General features: G+C 70.2%; 14 protein-coding genes. 11 read left to right on the top strand and 3 right to left on the bottom strand.

The annotated features are described in order from the left end of the window. Position 1: 1 nt before the first annotated feature. From WBG79_RS04695 to WBG79_RS04685, 3 genes are all read left to right on the top strand, one after another. Positions 2–832 carry a sugar phosphate isomerase/epimerase family protein gene (locus WBG79_RS04695; RefSeq protein WP_337355946.1) on the top strand — a complete coding sequence of 277 codons (831 nt, stop codon included), beginning with the start codon at positions 2–4 and terminating at the stop codon, positions 830–832. 14 nt (positions 833–846) lie between these two features. Further along, positions 847–2088 carry a Gfo/Idh/MocA family protein gene (locus WBG79_RS04690; protein WP_337355945.1) on the top strand — a complete coding sequence of 414 codons (1242 nt, stop codon included), beginning with the start codon at positions 847–849 and terminating at the stop codon, positions 2086–2088. A gap of 361 nt (positions 2089–2449) precedes the next feature. Next, positions 2450–3262, top strand: a complete 813-nt coding sequence (locus WBG79_RS04685; protein WP_337355944.1) for an FkbM family methyltransferase — start codon at positions 2450–2452, stop codon at positions 3260–3262. A 176-nt stretch (positions 3263–3438) separates the two neighbouring features. Here WBG79_RS04685 and WBG79_RS04680 read toward each other — a convergent pair whose 3' ends face one another. Then, a complete protein-coding gene (locus WBG79_RS04680) occupies positions 3439–4635 on the bottom strand; it encodes an acyltransferase family protein (protein WP_337355943.1) in 1197 nt (398 codons plus the stop codon). 520 nt (positions 4636–5155) lie between these two features. Between WBG79_RS04680 and WBG79_RS04675 the strand changes: the two genes are divergently transcribed. Further along, a complete protein-coding gene (locus WBG79_RS04675) occupies positions 5156–6466 on the top strand; it encodes a carbohydrate binding domain-containing protein (RefSeq protein ID WP_337355942.1) in 1311 nt (436 codons plus the stop codon). Positions 6467–6506: 40 nt separating this feature from the next. On the opposite strand, the gene rhaI is transcribed toward WBG79_RS04675, so the two are convergent. Both rhaI and WBG79_RS04665 read right to left on the bottom strand, forming a co-directional pair. Beyond that, on the bottom strand, positions 6507–7802 hold the full coding sequence (gene rhaI, locus WBG79_RS04670; RefSeq protein ID WP_337355941.1) for an L-rhamnose catabolism isomerase: 1296 nt from the start codon (positions 7800–7802) through the stop codon (positions 6507–6509). 34 nt (positions 7803–7836) lie between these two features. Beyond that, positions 7837–9915 carry a bifunctional rhamnulose-1-phosphate aldolase/short-chain dehydrogenase gene (locus WBG79_RS04665; protein WP_337355940.1) on the bottom strand — a complete coding sequence of 693 codons (2079 nt, stop codon included), beginning with the start codon at positions 9913–9915 and terminating at the stop codon, positions 7837–7839. A gap of 205 nt (positions 9916–10120) precedes the next feature. Here WBG79_RS04665 and WBG79_RS04660 point away from each other — a divergent pair, with 205 nt between their 5' ends. From WBG79_RS04660 to WBG79_RS04630, 7 genes are all read left to right on the top strand, one after another. Beyond that, on the top strand, positions 10121–10927 hold the full coding sequence (locus WBG79_RS04660; protein WP_337355939.1) for a DeoR/GlpR family DNA-binding transcription regulator: 807 nt from the start codon (positions 10121–10123) through the stop codon (positions 10925–10927). A 73-nt stretch (positions 10928–11000) separates the two neighbouring features. Beyond that, complete coding sequence (rhaS, locus tag WBG79_RS04655; RefSeq protein ID WP_443147405.1) at positions 11001–12023, top strand: rhamnose ABC transporter substrate-binding protein; 1023 nt, start codon at positions 11001–11003, stop codon at positions 12021–12023. A gap of 113 nt (positions 12024–12136) precedes the next feature. After that, positions 12137–13657 carry a sugar ABC transporter ATP-binding protein gene (locus WBG79_RS04650; RefSeq protein WP_337355938.1) on the top strand — a complete coding sequence of 507 codons (1521 nt, stop codon included), beginning with the start codon at positions 12137–12139 and terminating at the stop codon, positions 13655–13657. Further along, positions 13654–14649: an ABC transporter permease gene (locus tag WBG79_RS04645; protein WP_337355937.1), complete on the top strand. Its 996-nt coding sequence runs from the start codon at positions 13654–13656 to the stop codon at positions 14647–14649. Before WBG79_RS04650 ends, WBG79_RS04645 begins: the two co-directional genes overlap by 4 nt. A 2-nt stretch (positions 14650–14651) precedes the next feature. Further along, complete coding sequence (locus WBG79_RS04640) at positions 14652–15713, top strand: ABC transporter permease (RefSeq protein WP_337355936.1); 1062 nt, start codon at positions 14652–14654, stop codon at positions 15711–15713. A gap of 5 nt (positions 15714–15718) precedes the next feature. After that, a complete protein-coding gene (gene rhaM / locus WBG79_RS04635; RefSeq protein ID WP_337355935.1) occupies positions 15719–16033 on the top strand; it encodes an L-rhamnose mutarotase in 315 nt (104 codons plus the stop codon). Positions 16034–16043: 10 nt separating this feature from the next. Beyond that, positions 16044–17435 (top strand): FGGY-family carbohydrate kinase, encoded by a 1392-nt coding sequence (locus WBG79_RS04630; protein ID WP_337355934.1) that lies wholly within the window; start codon positions 16044–16046, stop codon positions 17433–17435. Positions 17436–17509 lie beyond the last annotated feature (74 nt).

Here is a 17509-nt window from a genome sequence, read left to right as displayed (position 1 = left end):
GATGGCTGTCGAGGGGCTTTCGATCAATCTCGCCACGGTGCGCCAGCAGTGGACCCTGACGGAGGCCTGCGAGGCCTGCCTCCGGCACGGCATCACGGCGGTCGCGCCCTGGCGGGACCAGATCCACAAGGTGGGCCTCGACGAGGCCGTGCGGGTGATCCGCGGCAACGGCATGACCGTGACGGGGGTATGCCGGGGGGGCATGTTCCCGTCCGCGACGTCGGAAGGCCGGCAGGAGGCGATCGACGACAACCGGCGCGCCATCGACGAGGCGGTGGCGCTCGGCGCCGACTGCCTCGTGCTCGTCGTCGGCGGGCTGCCGCAAGGCTCGCGCGACCTCGGCGCGGCGCGCGACATGGTGGCGGACGGCATCGCCGCGATCCTGCCGTACGCCCGGGCGAACCGCATGCCGCTCGCCATCGAGCCGCTGCATCCCATGTACGCGGCCGACAGGGCTTGCGTGAATACCCTCGACCAGGCCCTCGATCTGTGCGAGCGGCTCGGCGAGGGCGTCGGCGTCGCGGTCGACGTCTACCACGTCTGGTGGGACCCGAACCTCGCGTCGGCGATCGCGCGGGCGGGGCGGATGGGGGCGATCCTCGCCCACCACATCTGCGACTGGCTGGTGCCGACGCGCGACCTGCTCCTCGACCGCGGCATGATGGGGGACGGGGTCATCGACCTCCGGGGCATCCGGGGCATGATCGAGGCGGCGGGATTCCTGGGCCTCCAGGAATGCGAGATCTTCTCGGCGGAGACTTGGTGGAAGCGGCCGGGGGACGAGGTCCTGGCGACCGTGATCGACCGCTTCCACGCGCATTGCAGGACATGAGGGAAGGGAACAGCATGGACGGATCGACGCTGCAGCGCCGGCGGGTGGCGCTCGTCGGCACCGGGCACCGGGGCACCGGCATGTGGGGCAAGGAGCTCCTCGCCGGCTGGCGCAACCGGGTCGAGATGACGGCGCTGATGGACATCAACCCGGTGCGTGCCGAGGCGGCGCGGCGCGAGATCGGAACGAACGCGCCGATCTATACCGACCTCTCTCAGATGCTCGCCGAGGTACGGCCCGAGACGGTGATCGTCACCTCGCGGGACGACACCCACGACGAGATCATCGTGCGCGCGCTCGAAGCCGGCTGCCACGTGATCACCGAGAAGCCGATGACGACGACGGCCGAGAAGTGCCGGCGCATCCTGGAGGCGGAGGCGCGGACCGGAAACCGCGTCGACGTCACCTTCAACTACCGCTTCGCGCCGACCGCGCGGCGCATGAAGGAACTGCTGCTGGAAGGCGCCATCGGGGAGGTCACCTCGGTCGACTTCCACTGGTACCTGGACACCCAGCACGGCGCCGACTACTTCCGCCGCTGGCATGCCTTCGAGCAGTATTCGGGCAGCCTCTTCGTCCACAAGGCGACCCACCACTTCGACCTGCTCAACTGGTATCTCGGCTCGGAGGCCGACACCGTCTACGCCACCGCGGCTCTGCGCCACTACGGCCGCAACGGGCCGTTCCGTGGGCCGCGCTGCAAGATCTGCCCGCATGCCGCGGAGTGCGACTTCTTCCTGGACGTCTCGGCGGACCCCTGGCTGACGGCCCTCTACGAGGCCCCCTCCGAGTTCGACGGCTACGTGCGCGACGGCTGCGTGTTCCGCGAGGAGATCGACATCCCGGACACGATGGCGGTGACGCTGACGACGAAGTCGGGCGTGCGCGTCTCCTACTCGCTCAATGCCTGCATGCCGATCGAGGGGCATCACCTCGCCTTCAACGGCACCAAGGGCCGGCTCGAGATCCGCCAGTACGAGCGCCAGCGCTACGAGGTTCCGAAGGACGACGAGATCCTGCTCCTGCGGAATTTCCAACCCGGCGAGAAGATCGTCGTGCCGCATGCGGCGGGCGGCCATTTCGGCGGCGACGACCGGCTGCGCACCATGCTGTTCGTGCCGGGGACCGAGGATCCGCTCGGCCAGCGCGCCGGGGCCAGGGCGGGGGCCCTCGCGCTCCTCACCGGCGTCGCGGCGCTGAAGAGCAGCAAGGAGGGCCGGCCGGTGCGGGTCGAGGAACTGGGCGGCCTGCCCTGAGGGACCCGTCCCGCGACGGTCACCGAAGCTTCGCCGGGCCTCGCGCCCGGCGACTGCGTTTCGCCGTCGCGTCCGGTGGGGGCCGGGTCGGCCTCCGGCAGGGGCCGACCTTGGCGGCGTCTTGCATGCATCACAGCATTTGAACTCATAGTTTTTTTCACATCAGTATATTGCCATCATGACCTAACGTCATGTACTCGATGCGGCACCGGCCTTCGGGAGCGGGGCCGCTCGTCCCGGGCGTTTCGACCGGACCGCTGCGGGACTCCCCGGCGGAGGCCGAAAGCGCCGGAAAGGTGCGGCGCGCACATGACCCGCTCAAGAAAGAACGGCGGTCTTCGGGACCTCGGGGTACACGGGAATGGTTCGCGACCTCATCTTCGACGTCGGCATGTATGACGGCTCGGACACCGACTACTACCTCCGCAAGGGCTTCAGGGTCGTGGCCATCGAGGCGGACCAGCACCTCGTCGAGAAGGCCGAGGCGCGATTCCGAGGCGAGATCCAGGACGGTCGTCTCAAGATCGTCGCCAAGGCGATCGCCGAGCGATCCGGATCGATCACGTTCTTCCGTTCCAAGGTCCCCCTGTGGAGCACGGCGTGCAGCGCGCGGAGCGCGTTCTACGGCATGAGCCGGAAGGTCGAAAGCGAGCCGGTCGAGGTGGCGTGCACCACGCTGGCCGACGTCATGCGGGAACACGGCGTGCCCTACTACGCCAAGATCGACATAGAGGGGATGGACAAGGCCGCGCTGGCGAGCCTCCACGCCGTCGACCGGAAGCCCGCCTTCGTCTCCATCGAATCCGAGCGTCGCGACCTGCAGTCCGTGCGCGAGGAGCTGGCGCTCCTGCAGACGCTCGGATACGAGCGCTTCCAGGTCGTTGCACAACATCGCGTCCACCGCCAGACGGAGCCAACGCCGGCCCGGGAGGGACGGCAGGCCGGCAATCCCCGGGCGGACACGAGCGGTCTGTTCGGCCGAGATCTGCCCGGCCACACATGGCTCTCGGCGGACGGCGCGCTCGCGGCCTACCGCCGACCTCTCCTGAACCACTACCTGACGGGAAGCGACCCCCTGATCGGAAACCGGTGGGTGCGGGCCGGACTGAAGCGTCTCGGCTTCAGGGCCGGCTGGTACGACACGCACGCGCGCCACAAGCACGCGGCAGCCTAGAGGCGGGATCCCTTGTCCGGCGGTGCGGTGCCGACGGAGCCGCCCCCCAGGGGCCCGCGTCATCGCCCCGGGTCGGCCGTCGGGTCGGCCCCGCTGCCCGCCACAAGCGGCGCCGGATCGCCGAGATGGGGTAGCAGCTTCGGGATCAGGTGCCGTACGAACAGGGGCGTGCTCCGTCAGGCCCGCTCATACACAGGGGTTCTCAACTTTCGGTTGCCTGCCCAGGCGTTGAAGCGGTCGCGCCAGGGGGCCTCGATGTGGGCGTAGGTCCAGGCGCTGGCGGCGACGATCACGCCCAGCACCGCGAGTGCGACCAGATCCATGACCCAGGGCGGGCCGAAGCTGAAGAGCTCGGTGCCGGGGGCGTAGAGATCGATCTTTAGGACGGAGCCGGCGGCCCGGGCGATGCCGTAGATGAAGGTCAGGATGACGGCGTGCATCATGTAGATCGAGTAGGAGATCCGCCCGAGGAAGCGTGGGAGCCTCGTCCGCAGGAGGGCCGAGACCGCGCCGCCGTCGAAAGCGAAGACGAAGATCGCGAGGGCGAAGACCATGACGGCGCCGACGTCGCCGAAAGGGTGGAACGCATAGGTGCCGGCGACCAGGGCGGTGGCGGCCAGTTCGGCGAGGGTGCCGGTCCGCAAGCCGCGGGCCTGGGCGGAGACCCAGGCGCGATAAACGCAGCAGCCGGTGAAGAAGCCGAAGAGGCAAAGCAGGAATCCGCGCCCGGCCGTTACGGGAAGCTGCGGCATCCAGGTCTCGACCGCGAGGAGCAGCAGGCCGCTCGCCGCCGCCAGAACCGCCTGCGCAATCCCGCCTGCCGGGCCGGCGGCCAGCAATACCAGGCCGAAGACCATGTACGTGTAGAACTCGGTGCTGATCGACCAGCTGACTCCGTTCCAGGTGAATGTATCGAAGGGAATGATCGCCTGCAGCAGCGCGAGGTTGGCCGCCAGGGACGGCAGGTCGTTGGCGCCGGAAAAGGGCGGCTGGCCGCTCTTCACGCCGGCGGAGACGAGGACGAGCTTGACCACCTCGAAGGCGAACACCAGCCCGAGCGTGAAGAGGTGGAGCGGGTAGAGCCGCCCGAAGCGGCGCAGCATGAAGGTGCCGAGATCGTCGGGGCGGGCGAGCCGGCGCGCGTAGGCGTGGCAGACCACGAAGCCGCTCAGCACGAAGAACATCGGCACGCCGATGCTGCCGTTCCGGACGATCGCGAGGTCGTGGTGGTAGCCCGCGAACAGGAAATGGAAGAGCGCCACGAGGACGGCGGCCACGCCTCTCAGCGAATCGAGCGCTTCGAACTTCCCCTGGGCAGCGGCGGCCCGGTTCGGGGCGCCGTGTCCGACGCCGGCGATCGTCTGTGCCTTCAAGGGATCTCCCTCCTTCGCGAGAGCCGGACGGCCCCGGGGCCGGCAGTACGCCGGGCGCGCGACCGGGCTTATCGGCCCTTCGCAGGATCGGACCCGTCCCCCAGGGTAACCGGTTCCTCGGGCCGTCGATAGGCGTCGAAAGGCCCCGTACGGTTCGCTTCCGGCGATCGGTCGCGGCAGCCCGTAGCGGCCGGCTTGGCCAAAAGAATGGCCGGCCTCGTTCGGAATTCGGGTTCGGCTGCGCCGAGAGCGCACAGCCAGACCAGCATTTCACGAGCAGAAATGGTCGAAGCGATCCAGTCCCGCAGTTCTTACCAGGCAACTTCGAGACATCTTCGAGCCGCCGTTATTGCGCAGCTGAAGCTCATCGGGTAAGGCTCTACACTAGATTGACTTGAATGCATGCTTTCCCATTAACAGGACCCGAAGCCCCTGGTTGTACTCTCCAAGGCGCTGCTCGAGACTCGCAGAACAACAACACCGGCAGCGCAGACCTCGGCTCAGAAAGCGGGACAAGCACATGAATGCCTTCACGAGAGGCCGGGCGGCTGCCCTGGCCCTGCTGACGACGATCGCGTGGACGCCGACCCCGGCGGGAGCCGGCGGGGTGGGCACCCTCACCACCGACTATCAATGGAACGAGAGCCAGGCCGGGCGGCCCCTGGACCTGACCGGCTACGTGCCTACGTTCGTTGACGAATTCGACACGATGTCGGTGACCGGGAACCTCGGGAAGGGCCCCTGGTACGCGCCGGTCCACGCGAATTTCGGCAAGGTGAAGTTCGTCGCGCCGGGCACCGGCAACGACGCCTATTCGATCGCCAACGGCATCCTGACGCTCAGGGCGCGCAAGCAGGCCGACGGGACCTACACGTCCGGCATGATGGAGAGCATCGATTCGCTCGACCGCGGCTTCATCCAGGCCAAGGGCTATTTCGAGATCCGGGCGCGGCTGCCGGTCGGTGCCGGCGCCTGGCCGGGCTTCTGGCTGCACTCGATGGGGGGCGACTTCGACCGCACCATCACGATGAACGAGATCGACGTCATCGAGTGGTACGGCGCGGACCCGAAGGGTCTGCATCAGTCGCTGCACATCTGGCCGGCGAAATATCCGCGCCCGGGCGAGCCGACCACCCATAGCTGGACGTCGAATTACTCGGGGCGGTCCGATGCCCAGCTGGGCTTCCACACCTACGGGGTGGAGATCACGGACGACTGGGTGATCCTGTACTACGACCGGAAGGAGTTGACCCGCTATCCGGCGCTGCCGATCTTCAAGCTGCCGGTCTACATGCTCGTGTCCATGTCCCTGACCGACACCGCGGGCGCGCCGGACGTCATGGACTTCCAGGTCGACTACGTCCGGGCCTGGATGAAGCCGCCGGGCACGCCGGTCGCCAACCTGACGATCCTGGCGAACGGCACCTTCGAGGTCGGCGCCCTGTCCTACTGGGGCATCAACGCGAACGCGATCTCGGTCACGGACACCACCCCGCGCGGCTCCAGCAAGGTGGCTCAGGTCAACGCCAACGGCGGTATCAACCAGAACGTCACGGCCCGGCTGCAGCCGGGCGTCACCTACAAGCTCACGGGCGTGCTCAAGTCCGGGTCGGCGACGGACCCCGGCCTGTTCGGGGTCGACATCAAGGTCAACGGGGTCTGGGCCGCCCTCAACCGCGTGCGGGTCACCTCGACCGACTATAAGCCCTACGAGATCACCTTCACGGTGCCGGCCGGGATGACCGAGGCCTACGTGGTGCTGAAGCAGGGGATCGGGACGTCTTGGATCCGCGGCGACGACTTCACGCTCGTCAACCAGATCCTGCCGTAGCCGGAAAGCGCGTGCGGGGCCTGCCGCCGGCCCCGCCGCCTCACACGATGCCGCTGCCGCTGCCGCTGCCCGCCCGGACCGGGCGTTCCCGCGTCTTCGCGGCGCGGTAGCCGCTCGCCCGGTAGGCGGCGATGGGGTCGATGGCGCCGCCGGCACGGCGGCGGGCCTCGGCGAGGATGGGGGAGACGTCGGTGATGAAGCCGGCCTTCAGGATGCGGTGCGCGGCGAGCGCGTCGTTCGCCTCCTGGGCGGCCTCGAGGGCGGCGCGGTCGACGATCAGGGCCGACGCGTAGGCCCGCGCGATCTCGACCGCGGAGGCCATCAGGCTCTCGATCGGGTCGGTCACGTTGTGGGACTGGTCGATCATGTAGGCGGGGGCGAAGCCGGGCGCGTTGCGGACGGCGGCGTCGACCAGTTCGTTGAAGACGAGGAACAGGCGGAAGGGGTCGACCGAGCCGGAATCGAGGTCGTCGTCGCCGTATTTCGAGTCGTTGAAGTGGAAGCCGGCGAGCTTGCCGAAGCGGACGAGGCGGGCGACGATCTGCTCGATGTTGACGTTCGGGGCGTGGTGTCCGAGGTCGACCAGGCACTTCACCTTGGGCCCGAGCTCGAGGGCGGCGGCGAATGACGAGCCCCAGTCGGAGAGGACGGTCGAATAGAAGGCCGGCTCGTAAAGCTTGTGCTCGATGAAGACCAGCCAATCCGCCGGGGCGGCCTCGACGATGCGGGCCATGGACTCCAGGTAGCGGTCGAAGGCCCGGGTCAGGTTCGACTGGCCGGCGAAGTTGGAGCCGTCCGCGATCCAGACCGTCAGCGCCTTGGCGCCCAGGGTCTCGCCCCTCGCGATGCAGTCGAGGTTGTGGGCGACCGCGAGGTCGCGGACGGCGCGGTCGGTGTGACTGAGCGAGCCGAACTTGTAGGAGAGCGGCTGGCCGGGCTGGTCCTGGAAGGTGTTGGAATTGACCGCATCGAAGCCGAGCCCGAGTTCGTCGGCCCGGGCGCGCAGCTCGGCCGGGTCGGCCTCGTCCCAGGGGAAATGGGTCGAGACGGTCGGGGTCAGGCGCGTCAGCTGGTGGATGGCGGCACAGTCCTCGAGCTTGTCGAAGATGCCGTTCGGCTCGCCCGGCCCGGGAAAGCGGGCGAAGCGGGTGCCGCCGGTGCCGACGCCCCAGGACGGGATCGCGACACGCAAGGCCATGACGGCCGTGGTGATCGCCTCGATGTCGAGGCCCGAGCGGGCGAGCTTGCGCGCCAGCGCGCCGTAGTCCTCGGCGAGGGCGGGCGCCAGCCGGGCGTTCTCGTCCTCGATCAGGCCCGCGGGGATCCTGTAGCTCATGTCACTGCTCCCGTTCGGCATCCCGAGGCCCCGATCAGCGCGGGAAGGACTGGATGTTGCCGGCGTCGACGTTGAGGATGTTGCCCGTCGACTTGGCGCTCTCCTCGGAGACCAGGAAGTAGGCGGCCGCGGCGATGTCCTCCGGGAAGACCGAGCGCTTCAGGAGGGAGCGCTGGCGGTAGACCTCCTCCAGGTCGTCGACCGAGACCTTGTTGGAGGCGGCGCGCTGTTCGCGCCACTCGCCCTGCCAGATCTTCGAGCCGCGCAGGACGGCGTCCGGGTTGACGGTGTTGACGCGGATGCCGAAGGGCGCGCCCTCGAGGGCGAGGCAGCGGGCGAGGTGGATCTCGGCGGCCTTGGCGGTGCAGTAGGCGGCGGCGCCGGGCGAGGCGGCGAGGCCGTTCTTCGAGGCGATGAAGACCATCGCGCCGCCGATGCCCTGGGTCTTCATGATGCGGAAGCCCTCGCGGGCGACCAGGAAGTAGCCGGTCGCCAGGATATCCATGTTGCGGTTCCAGAGGGCGAGGCTGGTGTCCTCGACGGGCGCCGCGGAGGCGATGCCGGCATTGGAGACCACGATGTCGATGCCGCCGAAGGCGAGCGTGGCGGCGCGGTAGGAGGCGGCCACGGACTCCTCGCTGGTGACGTCCATGCGGACCGCACGGACGACATCCTTGCCGAACCGCTTCGCCAGGGCGGCCTGCGTCTCCGCGCCGGCGCCCTCGTCGATGTCGGCGAGGACCACGCAGGCACCCTCCGCGAGGAATTTCGCCGCGATGGCGCTGCCGATCCCGCCGGCGCCGCCCGTGACGAGGGCGATGCGGCCGGCGAGGCTCTTCGGCTTCGGCATGCGCTGGAGCTTGGCCTCCTCCAGGAGCCAGTACTCGATGTCGAAGGCCTCCTGCTCGTCGAGCCCGACATAGGCGTCGACCCCGGAGGCGCCGCGCATGACGTTGATGGCGTTGACGTAGAACTCGCCGGCGATGCGGGCCGTGGCCTTGTCCTTGGCGAAGGTCAGCATGCCGACGCCGGGCACGAGGTAGACGACGGCGTTCGGGTCGCGCATGGCCGGGGAGTTCGGGCGACGGCAGCGCTCGTAGTAGGCGGCGTAGCCGGCCCGGTAGGCCTCCAGCTCCGCGTCGAGCGTCGCCACCAGCCCGTCGACGTCCGGGTTCGCCGGATCGAAGGGCAGGACCAGCGGGCGGATCTTGGTGCGCAGGAAGTGGTCGGGGCAGGAGGTGCCCAGAGGGGCGAGTTCGGCGAGGCGGGCCGAATTGACGAACGCGAGCACGGCCGGGCTGTCGTCGAAATGGCCGAGCTTGCGCTCGTCCCTCGAGATGCGGCCGCGGATCTCGGGCATGAGGCGGGTGGCGATCGCGGTCCGGGCCGCGGGGTCGAGCGCGGCGACGCGCGGGCCGCCGAAGCTCGGGCGGGTCTCGCGGCGCTCCAGCCAGTCGGCGGCCTTCTGCAGGATGCGCAGCGTGGTCTCGTAGCAGGCCTTGGCGGTGTCGCCCCAGGTGAAGACGCCGTGGCCGCCGAGCACGACGCCGACGAGGTGCGGGTTCGCCTCCGCCATGGCGCCGAGCTTCAGGCCGAGGTCGAAGCCGGGGCGCTGCCAGGGCAGGAAGCCCATCTCGTCGCCGAAGACCTCGCGGGTCAGGCGCTCGGCATTCTTCGAGGCCGCGATGGCGATGACGGCGTCGGGGTGGACGTGGTCGACATGGGCGTGGGGCACGAAGGCGTGCAGGGGCGTGTCGATGGAAGCGGCCCGCGGATTGAGGTCGAAGGTGCAGTGCGGCAGGTAGTCGACCATCTCGTCCTCGTGGGCGAGGCCGCGGTAGAGCCCCTTCAGGGCCTTCAGCTTCGCCATGTAGAGTGTCGCGAAGCCGTCGCGCTTCATGGAGCCGAGGTCGCCGCCGGAGCCCTTCACCCACAGGACCTTCACGCTCTCCCGGGTGAGCGGGTCGATGGCGTCGACCTTGGCGGAGGTGTTGCCGCCCCCGAAGTTGGTGATCCTCAGGTCCGAGCCGAGCAGGTTCGAGCGGTAGAGCAGGCGGCCGGGCTCGTCGAGGGTCGCGGCGTGGGCGTCGTCCCAGAGGTTGGCGAGGGTCATGGCGGCTCCGTCTGGCTCGGGGCGTGGGAGGGCGGCGCGCAGGCGCGGCAGGCCCGGTCGGTCGCCAACCTAGGCCGACAATCGATCACGGTCAATCAAGATCGCTCATATTGCGTCGCAGAACGTTATGCTGTGACGCACAATCGATTTAGCGCTTTCGCGCGGCGATCGTTTGTGCTTGCTTTTGAGCGAACGGGATCCGCCCATGCACGAACGCGAGAGAAGCCAGTTCATCCTCACACTGCTGCGCGAGCGCGCCGTCGTGACCGTGCGCGACCTGCAGGCGCTCACGGGCGCCTCGGCGGCGACGGTCCGCCGCGACCTGCAGGCGCTGACCGAGGCGGGGCTGGTGCGGCGCGTGCACGGCGGGGTGGAGTCGGTCGACAAGATCACCCCGAAGGCGCTCGCCGGCAGCGACTTCGAGGTCGCCCGGCGGCTCAACGCGGAGCGCAAGCGCGCCATCGCGGCGGCGGCCGTGGCGATGGCGGAGGACGGCGAATCCATCATCATCAACGCCGGCTCGACCACCTATGCCATGGCGGAGGCGCTGATCGGGCGGCGTCTGCACATCCTGACCAATTCCTTCCCGATGGCGCAGACGCTGCTCGCCACCACCGAGAACCGGATCGTGCTGCCGGGGGGCGAGGTCTACCGCAAGCAGGGGATCGTCATCTCGCCCTTCGACGACGACGCCATCCAGCACTACACGGCCTCGAAGATGTTCATGAGTTGCTACGCGATCGGTCCGATGGGGGTGATCGAGGCCGATCCCCTGATCGCGCGCGCCGAGGCGAAGCTGCTCAGGCGGGCGGACCGGCTGATCGTGCTCGCCGACTCCTCGAAATTCGAGGCGCGCGGCGCGCTCGCGGTCGCACCCTTGTCCCGCGTCTCGACGGTCGTCACCGACGACGGCGCCCCGAAGGCGTCCATCGCCATGCTGCGCAACGCCGGGATCGAGGTCCAGGTCGTGCCCGTCAAGGCCGGGGCCGCCCGGGAGCATTCGGCGGCCTGACGCCGCGCGCAAGCACCAGAACCGGAGGCAATCCGGCGACTGCAGGTTTCGTCTTCAACGGGAGGAATAGCTCATGGGAATGACACGTCGCGAGATCCTGAAAGTCCTCGGCGCCGGGGCCGCGGCCGGCGCGCTGCCGGCCGGCCTCGCCGCGCCCGCCCTCGCGCAGGACAAGAAGCGCATCGCCATGGTGGTGAAGGCGCTCGGCATCGGCTTCTTCGACGCCTGCCGGGACGGCGGGCTCGAGGCCGCCAAGGAGCTCGGCAACGTCGAGCTCATCTATACGGGCCCGACGACCACCACCGCCGAGGCGCAGATCCAGGTCATCGACGGCCTGATCGCCCAGCGGGTGGACGCCATCGCGATCTCGGCCAACGACCCGAACGCGCTGGTGCCGGTCTGCAAGAAGGCCCTGCAGCGCGGCATCAAGGTGATCTCGTTCGATTCCGGCGTCGCGCCGGAGGGCCGGATCATGCACCTCAACCCCTCGAACAACCAGCTGATCGGCGCCAAGTGCGTGCAGATGATGGCCAAGACCCTCAAGAACGAGGGCGAGGTCGCGATCCTTTCGGCCACCGCGCAGGCGACCAACCAGAACATCTGGATCGAGGAGATGAAGAAGGAGTGGGCGAAGCCCGACTACGCCAAGATGAAGCTCGTCACCACGGTCTACGGCGACGACCTGGCGGACAAGAGCTATCGCGAGACTCAAGGGTTGCTGAAGGCCTATCCGAACCTCAAGGGCATCATCGCGCCGACCTCGGTCGGCATCGTGGCGGCCGCCAAGGCGGTGGTCGACGCCGGGCTCGTCGGCAAGGTCTACGTCTCGGGCCTCGGCCTGCCGTCCGAGATGAAGGGCGCGGTGCTGGCCGGCGCCACGGACACCTTCGCGATCTGGAACCCGATCGACCTCGGCTATTCGGCGACAATGATCGCCGCGGCGCTGGTCGCCGGCAAGGCGGACGGCAAGCCCGAGACCTCGGTCAAGGCCGGACGCATGGGAGACATCAAGATCGGCGCGGGCGGCGACGCCGCGATGGCGGACCCGTTCACGTTCGACAAGTCGAACATCGAGCAGTTCGCCAAGATCTTCTGAGCGCGGCCGGGTCGAGGCCGCCCGGCGGCCCCGGCCCGTTCCCGGTTTCCGCTTCGCCCCGCCCGGGACTTCGGCCGGGGCGAGGCCGTCCCCCTGTCCCCGGACCAGCGCGCATGACCGAAGCCGCCCCTCCCCTCCTCCGGCTCGCCGGCGTCTCCAAGCGCTTCGTCGGCGTGCGGGCGCTGCACGAGGTCGGGCTGACGCTCGAGGGCGGGTCGGTGACGGCCCTTCTGGGCGAGAACGGGGCGGGGAAGTCGACCCTCGTCAAGATCCTGACCGGGATCTACCGGCCGGATGCCGGGACGATCGAGATCGCCGGCCGCCCGGTCGCCTTCGCGGATCCGCGCGAGGCCTGGGGCGCGGGCATCGCGGCGATCCATCAGGAGACCGTCATGTTCGACGAGCTGACGGTCGCCGAGAACATCTTCATGGGCCACATGCCGGCGACGGCCCGGGGCCTCGTCGACTGGCGCGCCATGCGGGCGCGGGCGCGGGCCCTGCTCGACAGGGTCGAGGCCGACTTCGCGGTCGACGTGCCGCTGAAGCGGCTCGGCATCGCGCAGAAGCATCTCGTCGAGATCGCCCGGGCGCTCAGCCACGATGCGCGCATCGTCATCATGGACGAGCCGACCGCGGCCCTGTCGGCGCGCGAGATCGACGACCTGTTCCGGATCGTGGCGCAGCTCAAGGCCGAGGGCCGCGCGATCCTGTTCATCTCCCACAAGTTCGACGAGGTCTTCCGCGTCGCGGACCGCTGGGCCTGCCTGCGCGACGGCGAGGAGGTCGGGGCGGGGCGCATCGCCGACGTGACCGAGGCGGAGCTCGTCCGGCTGATGGTGGGCCGGTCGATCGACCAGGTGTTCCCGAAGCGCGCCGTGCCGATCGGCGAGACCGTGCTGGCCGTCGAGGGGCTCTCGAACGCGACCGAGTTCGCCGACCTCTCCTTCTCGCTGAGGCGCGGCGAGATCCTGGGCTTCTACGGCCTCGTCGGCGCCGGGCGGTCGGAGGCCATGCAGGCGCTCTTCGGCATCTCGCGGCCGACGCGCGGCACGGTGGCAATCGGGGGCCGGCCCGTGACGATCCGCGACCCGGCCGAGGCGATCGCGGCGGGGCTCGCCTATGTGCCGGAGGACCGGCAGGGCCAGGGGGCGGTCACGGCACTGGGCGTGCGGGAGAACATCGTCCTCGCCTCGCTCGGGCGCCTCTCGCGGGGCGGGCTGATGGACGGGGCGCAGGAGCTGGCCATAACCCGCCGGCTCGGCGGCCGGCTGTCCGTCAAGGCGGCGCACTGGGACCAGCGGCTCCTGGAGCTGTCGGGCGGCAACCAGCAGAAGGTGGTGATCGCCAAGTGGCTGGCGGCCGAGCCGTCCATCCTGATTCTCGACGAGCCGACCAAGGGCATCGACATCGGCTCGAAGGCGGCCGTGCACGACTTCATGGTCGAGCTCGCCGCGGAGGGGCTCGCCATCATCCTGATCTCGTCGGAGCTGCCGGAGGTGATGGGCATGGCGGACCGCATCCTGGTGATGCACGAGGGACGCGTCGCGGGCGCGTTCCAGAGGGGCGCGTGGTCGGCCGAGGCGCTGGTCTCGGCGGCGACCGGCGGCGACCGCGAGCGGCGGGCGGTGGCATGACCGGGATCCTGCGGTCGCGCGAGGTCGCGCTTCTCCTCGTCAACCTCCTGATCGTCGCCGGCGTGGGGCTGCGCGCGCCGGTGTTCCTGACGCCCGCGAGCCTCTCGGAGGTGCTGACCGACACCGCGATCCTCGCCATGCTGGCACTCGCCCAGACGGCGGTGATCCTGACGCGCGGCATCGACCTGTCGGTCGCCGCCAACCTGGCGCTGACCGGCATGCTGGTCGCGCTCTTCTCGCGCTGGAGCTCGGGCACGCCGATCCTCGCCGTGATCGTCCTCGGCATCCTCGTCGGCGCCGCGCTGGGGGCGGTGAACGGCGCCCTCGTGGCCGGGCTCGGCATCCCGCCGATCGTCGTCACGCTCGGCACGATGGCGGTCTACCGGGGGCTGATCTTCGTCGTCGCAGGCGGGCAATGGGTGACGTCCCAGGGCATGAGCGAGGCCTTCCTGGCGATCCCGAAGGCGAAATTCCTCGGGATCTCGAGCCTCGTCTGGATCGCCGCGGCGGTCACGGCCGGGTTCTGGCTCTTCCTCACCCAGACGCGGACGGGCCGGGGGCTCTACGCCATCGGGGGCAACCCGGTGGCGGCGCGCTTCTGCGGGATCGCACCCGGACGGCTGACCTTCCTGGTCTACGTGCTGTCGGGCGCCATGTCGGGGCTCGCGGGCTATCTCTGGGCGTCGCGCTACGGCATCGCATATGCGGACCTCGCCATCGGGTACGAACTCACCGTCATCGCCGCCTGCGTGATCGGCGGGGTCTCGATCGCGGGCGGGATCGGGACCGTGCCGGGGGTGCTCCTCGGGGCGCTGTTCCTCGGCATCGTGGCGAACGGCCTGCCGGTCATCAACGTCTCGCCCTTCTGGCAGATGGCGATCTCGGGCGCGGTCATCCTCGCCGCCGTGATCCTCAACGCCGGGGCGGAGCGCCGCACCGGCAAGCTGATCCTGCCCGAGGCCCGGCGGGCCGCGGCGGCGGGGCGGGGGTGACCATGGCAGAGACCTCGAGCCCGGCGGCCGGCGTCGCCCCGCCCTCCCCGGCATCCGCCGACGCGGCCCGCTACCGGGTCGCCGACCGGGCCCCGGGACGCTGGAGCGAGCGGCTGCTCGCCTGGAACACGATCCTGGTGCTCCTGCTCGCCGCCGTGGTGGCGGTCAACGCGACGCTGTCGCCCTACTTCCTGGACGTCTACAACCTTTCGGACGCGACCTTCAATTTCTCCGAGAAGGCGATCGTGGCCCTCGCCATGGCGCTCCTGATCCTGGTCCGGGAGATCGACCTGTCGGTCGCCGCCACGATGGCGCTCGCCTCGCTCGCCATGGGCTTCGCGGCTGAGGCCGGGGCGCCGCCGGCCCTGCTCGTCGCGGTCGGCCTCGGCGTCGGGCTCGCCTGCGGGGCGGTCAACGGGGCGCTCGTCACCGGCTTCGGGCTGCCGTCGATCGTGGTCACGATCGGCACCATGTCGCTCTTCCGCGGCATCGCGCAGGTGATCCTCGGCGACCAGGCGATCACCCGCTACCCGCCCGCCTTCCAGGCGATCGGGCAGGGCTATGTGCTCGACTGGCCGCCGGTGCCGGTCTCGCTCGCGCTGTTCCTGGGGATCGCCGCCGTGACCGGGGTCGTGCTCGCCCGGACGCCCTTCGGGCGGCGGCTCTACGCGATCGGCAACAACCCGGTGGCGGCGCGCTTCTCGGGCATCCGGGTCGACCGGATCCGGTTCCTGCTCTTCCTCCTGGCCGGCCTCGCGGCCGGGCTGGCGTCCGTGCTGCTGACGGCGCGGATCGGGTCGACGCGGCCCAACATCGCGCTCGGCTGGGAGCTCGAGATCGTCACCATGGTGGTGCTCGGCGGGGTGTCGATCGCGGGCGGGTCGGGCTCGATCCTGGGGGTCGTGCTCGCCGTGTTCGTGCTCGGGCTCGCCACCTTCGGGCTCACCCTGGTCAACGTCCCGGGCATCGTGATCAACATCGCGCTCGGGCTCCTGCTCGTCGTCGCGATCGCCACCCCGATCGTGATCCGGCGGCTGATGCCCGGCCTCGCGCAACGGAGCTAGTCGCCATGCAGCGCCACGCCTTCAAGATGTTCCTGAACCCAGGCATGCGGGAGGAATACAAGCGCCGGCACGACGCGATCTGGCCGGAGCTCGCCGCCCTCCTCAAGGACGCGGGCATCTCCAACTACTCGATCCACCTCGACGCGGAGACGAACATCCTGTTCGGCTACCTGGAGCGCCGCGACGACCACGCCATGGCGGGGCTGCCCGCGCATCCGGTCATGCGGCGCTGGTGGGACCACATGAAGGACATCATGCGGGCGAACCCGGACGGGTCGCCGGTGGCGGCGCCGCTCGACGAAGTCTTCCACCTGGCGTGAGGCGGGCCCCATGACCGTCCGATCCGTCGCGGTGCTCGACGTGGGCAAGACCAACGTCAAGCTGATGGTCTTCTCGGCTGGCGGCGCCGTCGAGGCGGAGGCCTCGATGCCCAACCGGGTGCTGCCGGGGCCGCCCTACCCGCATGCCGACGCGGACGCGGTCTGGCGCTTCGCCGTCGACCGGCTGAAGGCGGCCGCGCGGCTGCCGGTCGACGCCGTCGTGGTCACCACGCACGGGGCAGCGGCGGCGGTCGTCGACACGAGACGGGGCGGCGACGGGCTCGCGTTGCCGGTGATCGACTACGAGTTCGACGGGCCGGACGCGATCGAGGCGGACTACGCGCCGATCCGGCCGCCCTTCGCCGAGACCTTCTCGCCGCCGGCGGCCCACGGGCTGACCGTCGGGCGCCAGCTCGCCTACCAGAAATGGCGGTTCCCGGAGGCCTTCGGGCGGGCCGATGCGATCCTGACCTACCCGCAGTATTTCGCCTGGCGTCTTTCCGGCGTGCTCGCCTCGGAGGTCACGTCGCTCGCCTGCCACGCGGACCTGTGGGAGCCGGCGAACGGCCGCCTGTCGCGGCTCACGGACGCGCTCGGGATCCGCGCGCTCTTCCCGCCGGTCCGGGCGCCCTACGACGTGCTCGGGCGGATCCGGCCGGAGGTCGCGGCGGAGACGGGCCTGTCGCCGGAGACCGCGGTCCTGTGCGGCATCCACGATTCGAACGCCTCGCTGGTGCCGCACCTGCTCGCCCGCCGGGCCCCCTTCGCGATCCTGTCGACGGGGACCTGGGTCATCCCCATGGCGGTCGGGGGCGATCCGGGACGGCTGGACCCGTCGGCCGACATGTTGTCGAACGTCGACGCGCGCGGCGTCCCCGTCCCCTGCGCGCGGTTCATGGGCGGCCGGGAATATGCCGCGATCGCCGGACCGGGCGCCCCGCCCGCCGGGCCCGCGGACGTGGCGGGCGTGATCGCGACGGGCACGCTGGCGCTGCCGCCCTTCGTCGAGGAGGGCGGCGCCTTCGCGGGCCGGCAGGGCCGCCTCGAGGGCGAGCCGCCCGCCACTCCGGCCGGGCGCGCGGCTCTGGCGAGCCTGACGCTGGCGCTCGAAAGCGCCGACAGCCTGGAGCGGCTCGGCGCCGATACCGGGCCGGTGATCGTCGAAGGCACCTTCGCGGGCAACGACGCCTTCCTGGCCGTGCTGCAGGGCCTGCTGCCCGAGGCGCGCATAACGGCGGCCACCACCACGGCCGGCACCGCCTTCGGGGCCTCGCTGCTCGCCCGTTGGTCCGAACCGGCCCGCCCGGCCGCGCCGCCCGACCGGCCGGCGCCACGCTTGCCGCTCCCGGGTCTGGCAGCCTATGCGCGCCGCTGGCGGCGGGCGATGGGGGTGGAGGACTGAAGCCATGCCCGCGAGGCTTCGACCCTCTTGACGGTCTCGATGTCTGCCAGGCCCGGGCCTACAGGGAGGGCGGT

It is taken from the genome of Prosthecomicrobium sp. N25, from assembly GCF_037203705.1.
In the GTDB taxonomy this organism is placed as follows: domain Bacteria; phylum Pseudomonadota; class Alphaproteobacteria; order Rhizobiales; family Ancalomicrobiaceae; genus Prosthecodimorpha.
Note: the sequence above shows the minus strand (reverse complement) of the source record. Positions and strands in the feature narration are given on the sequence as shown.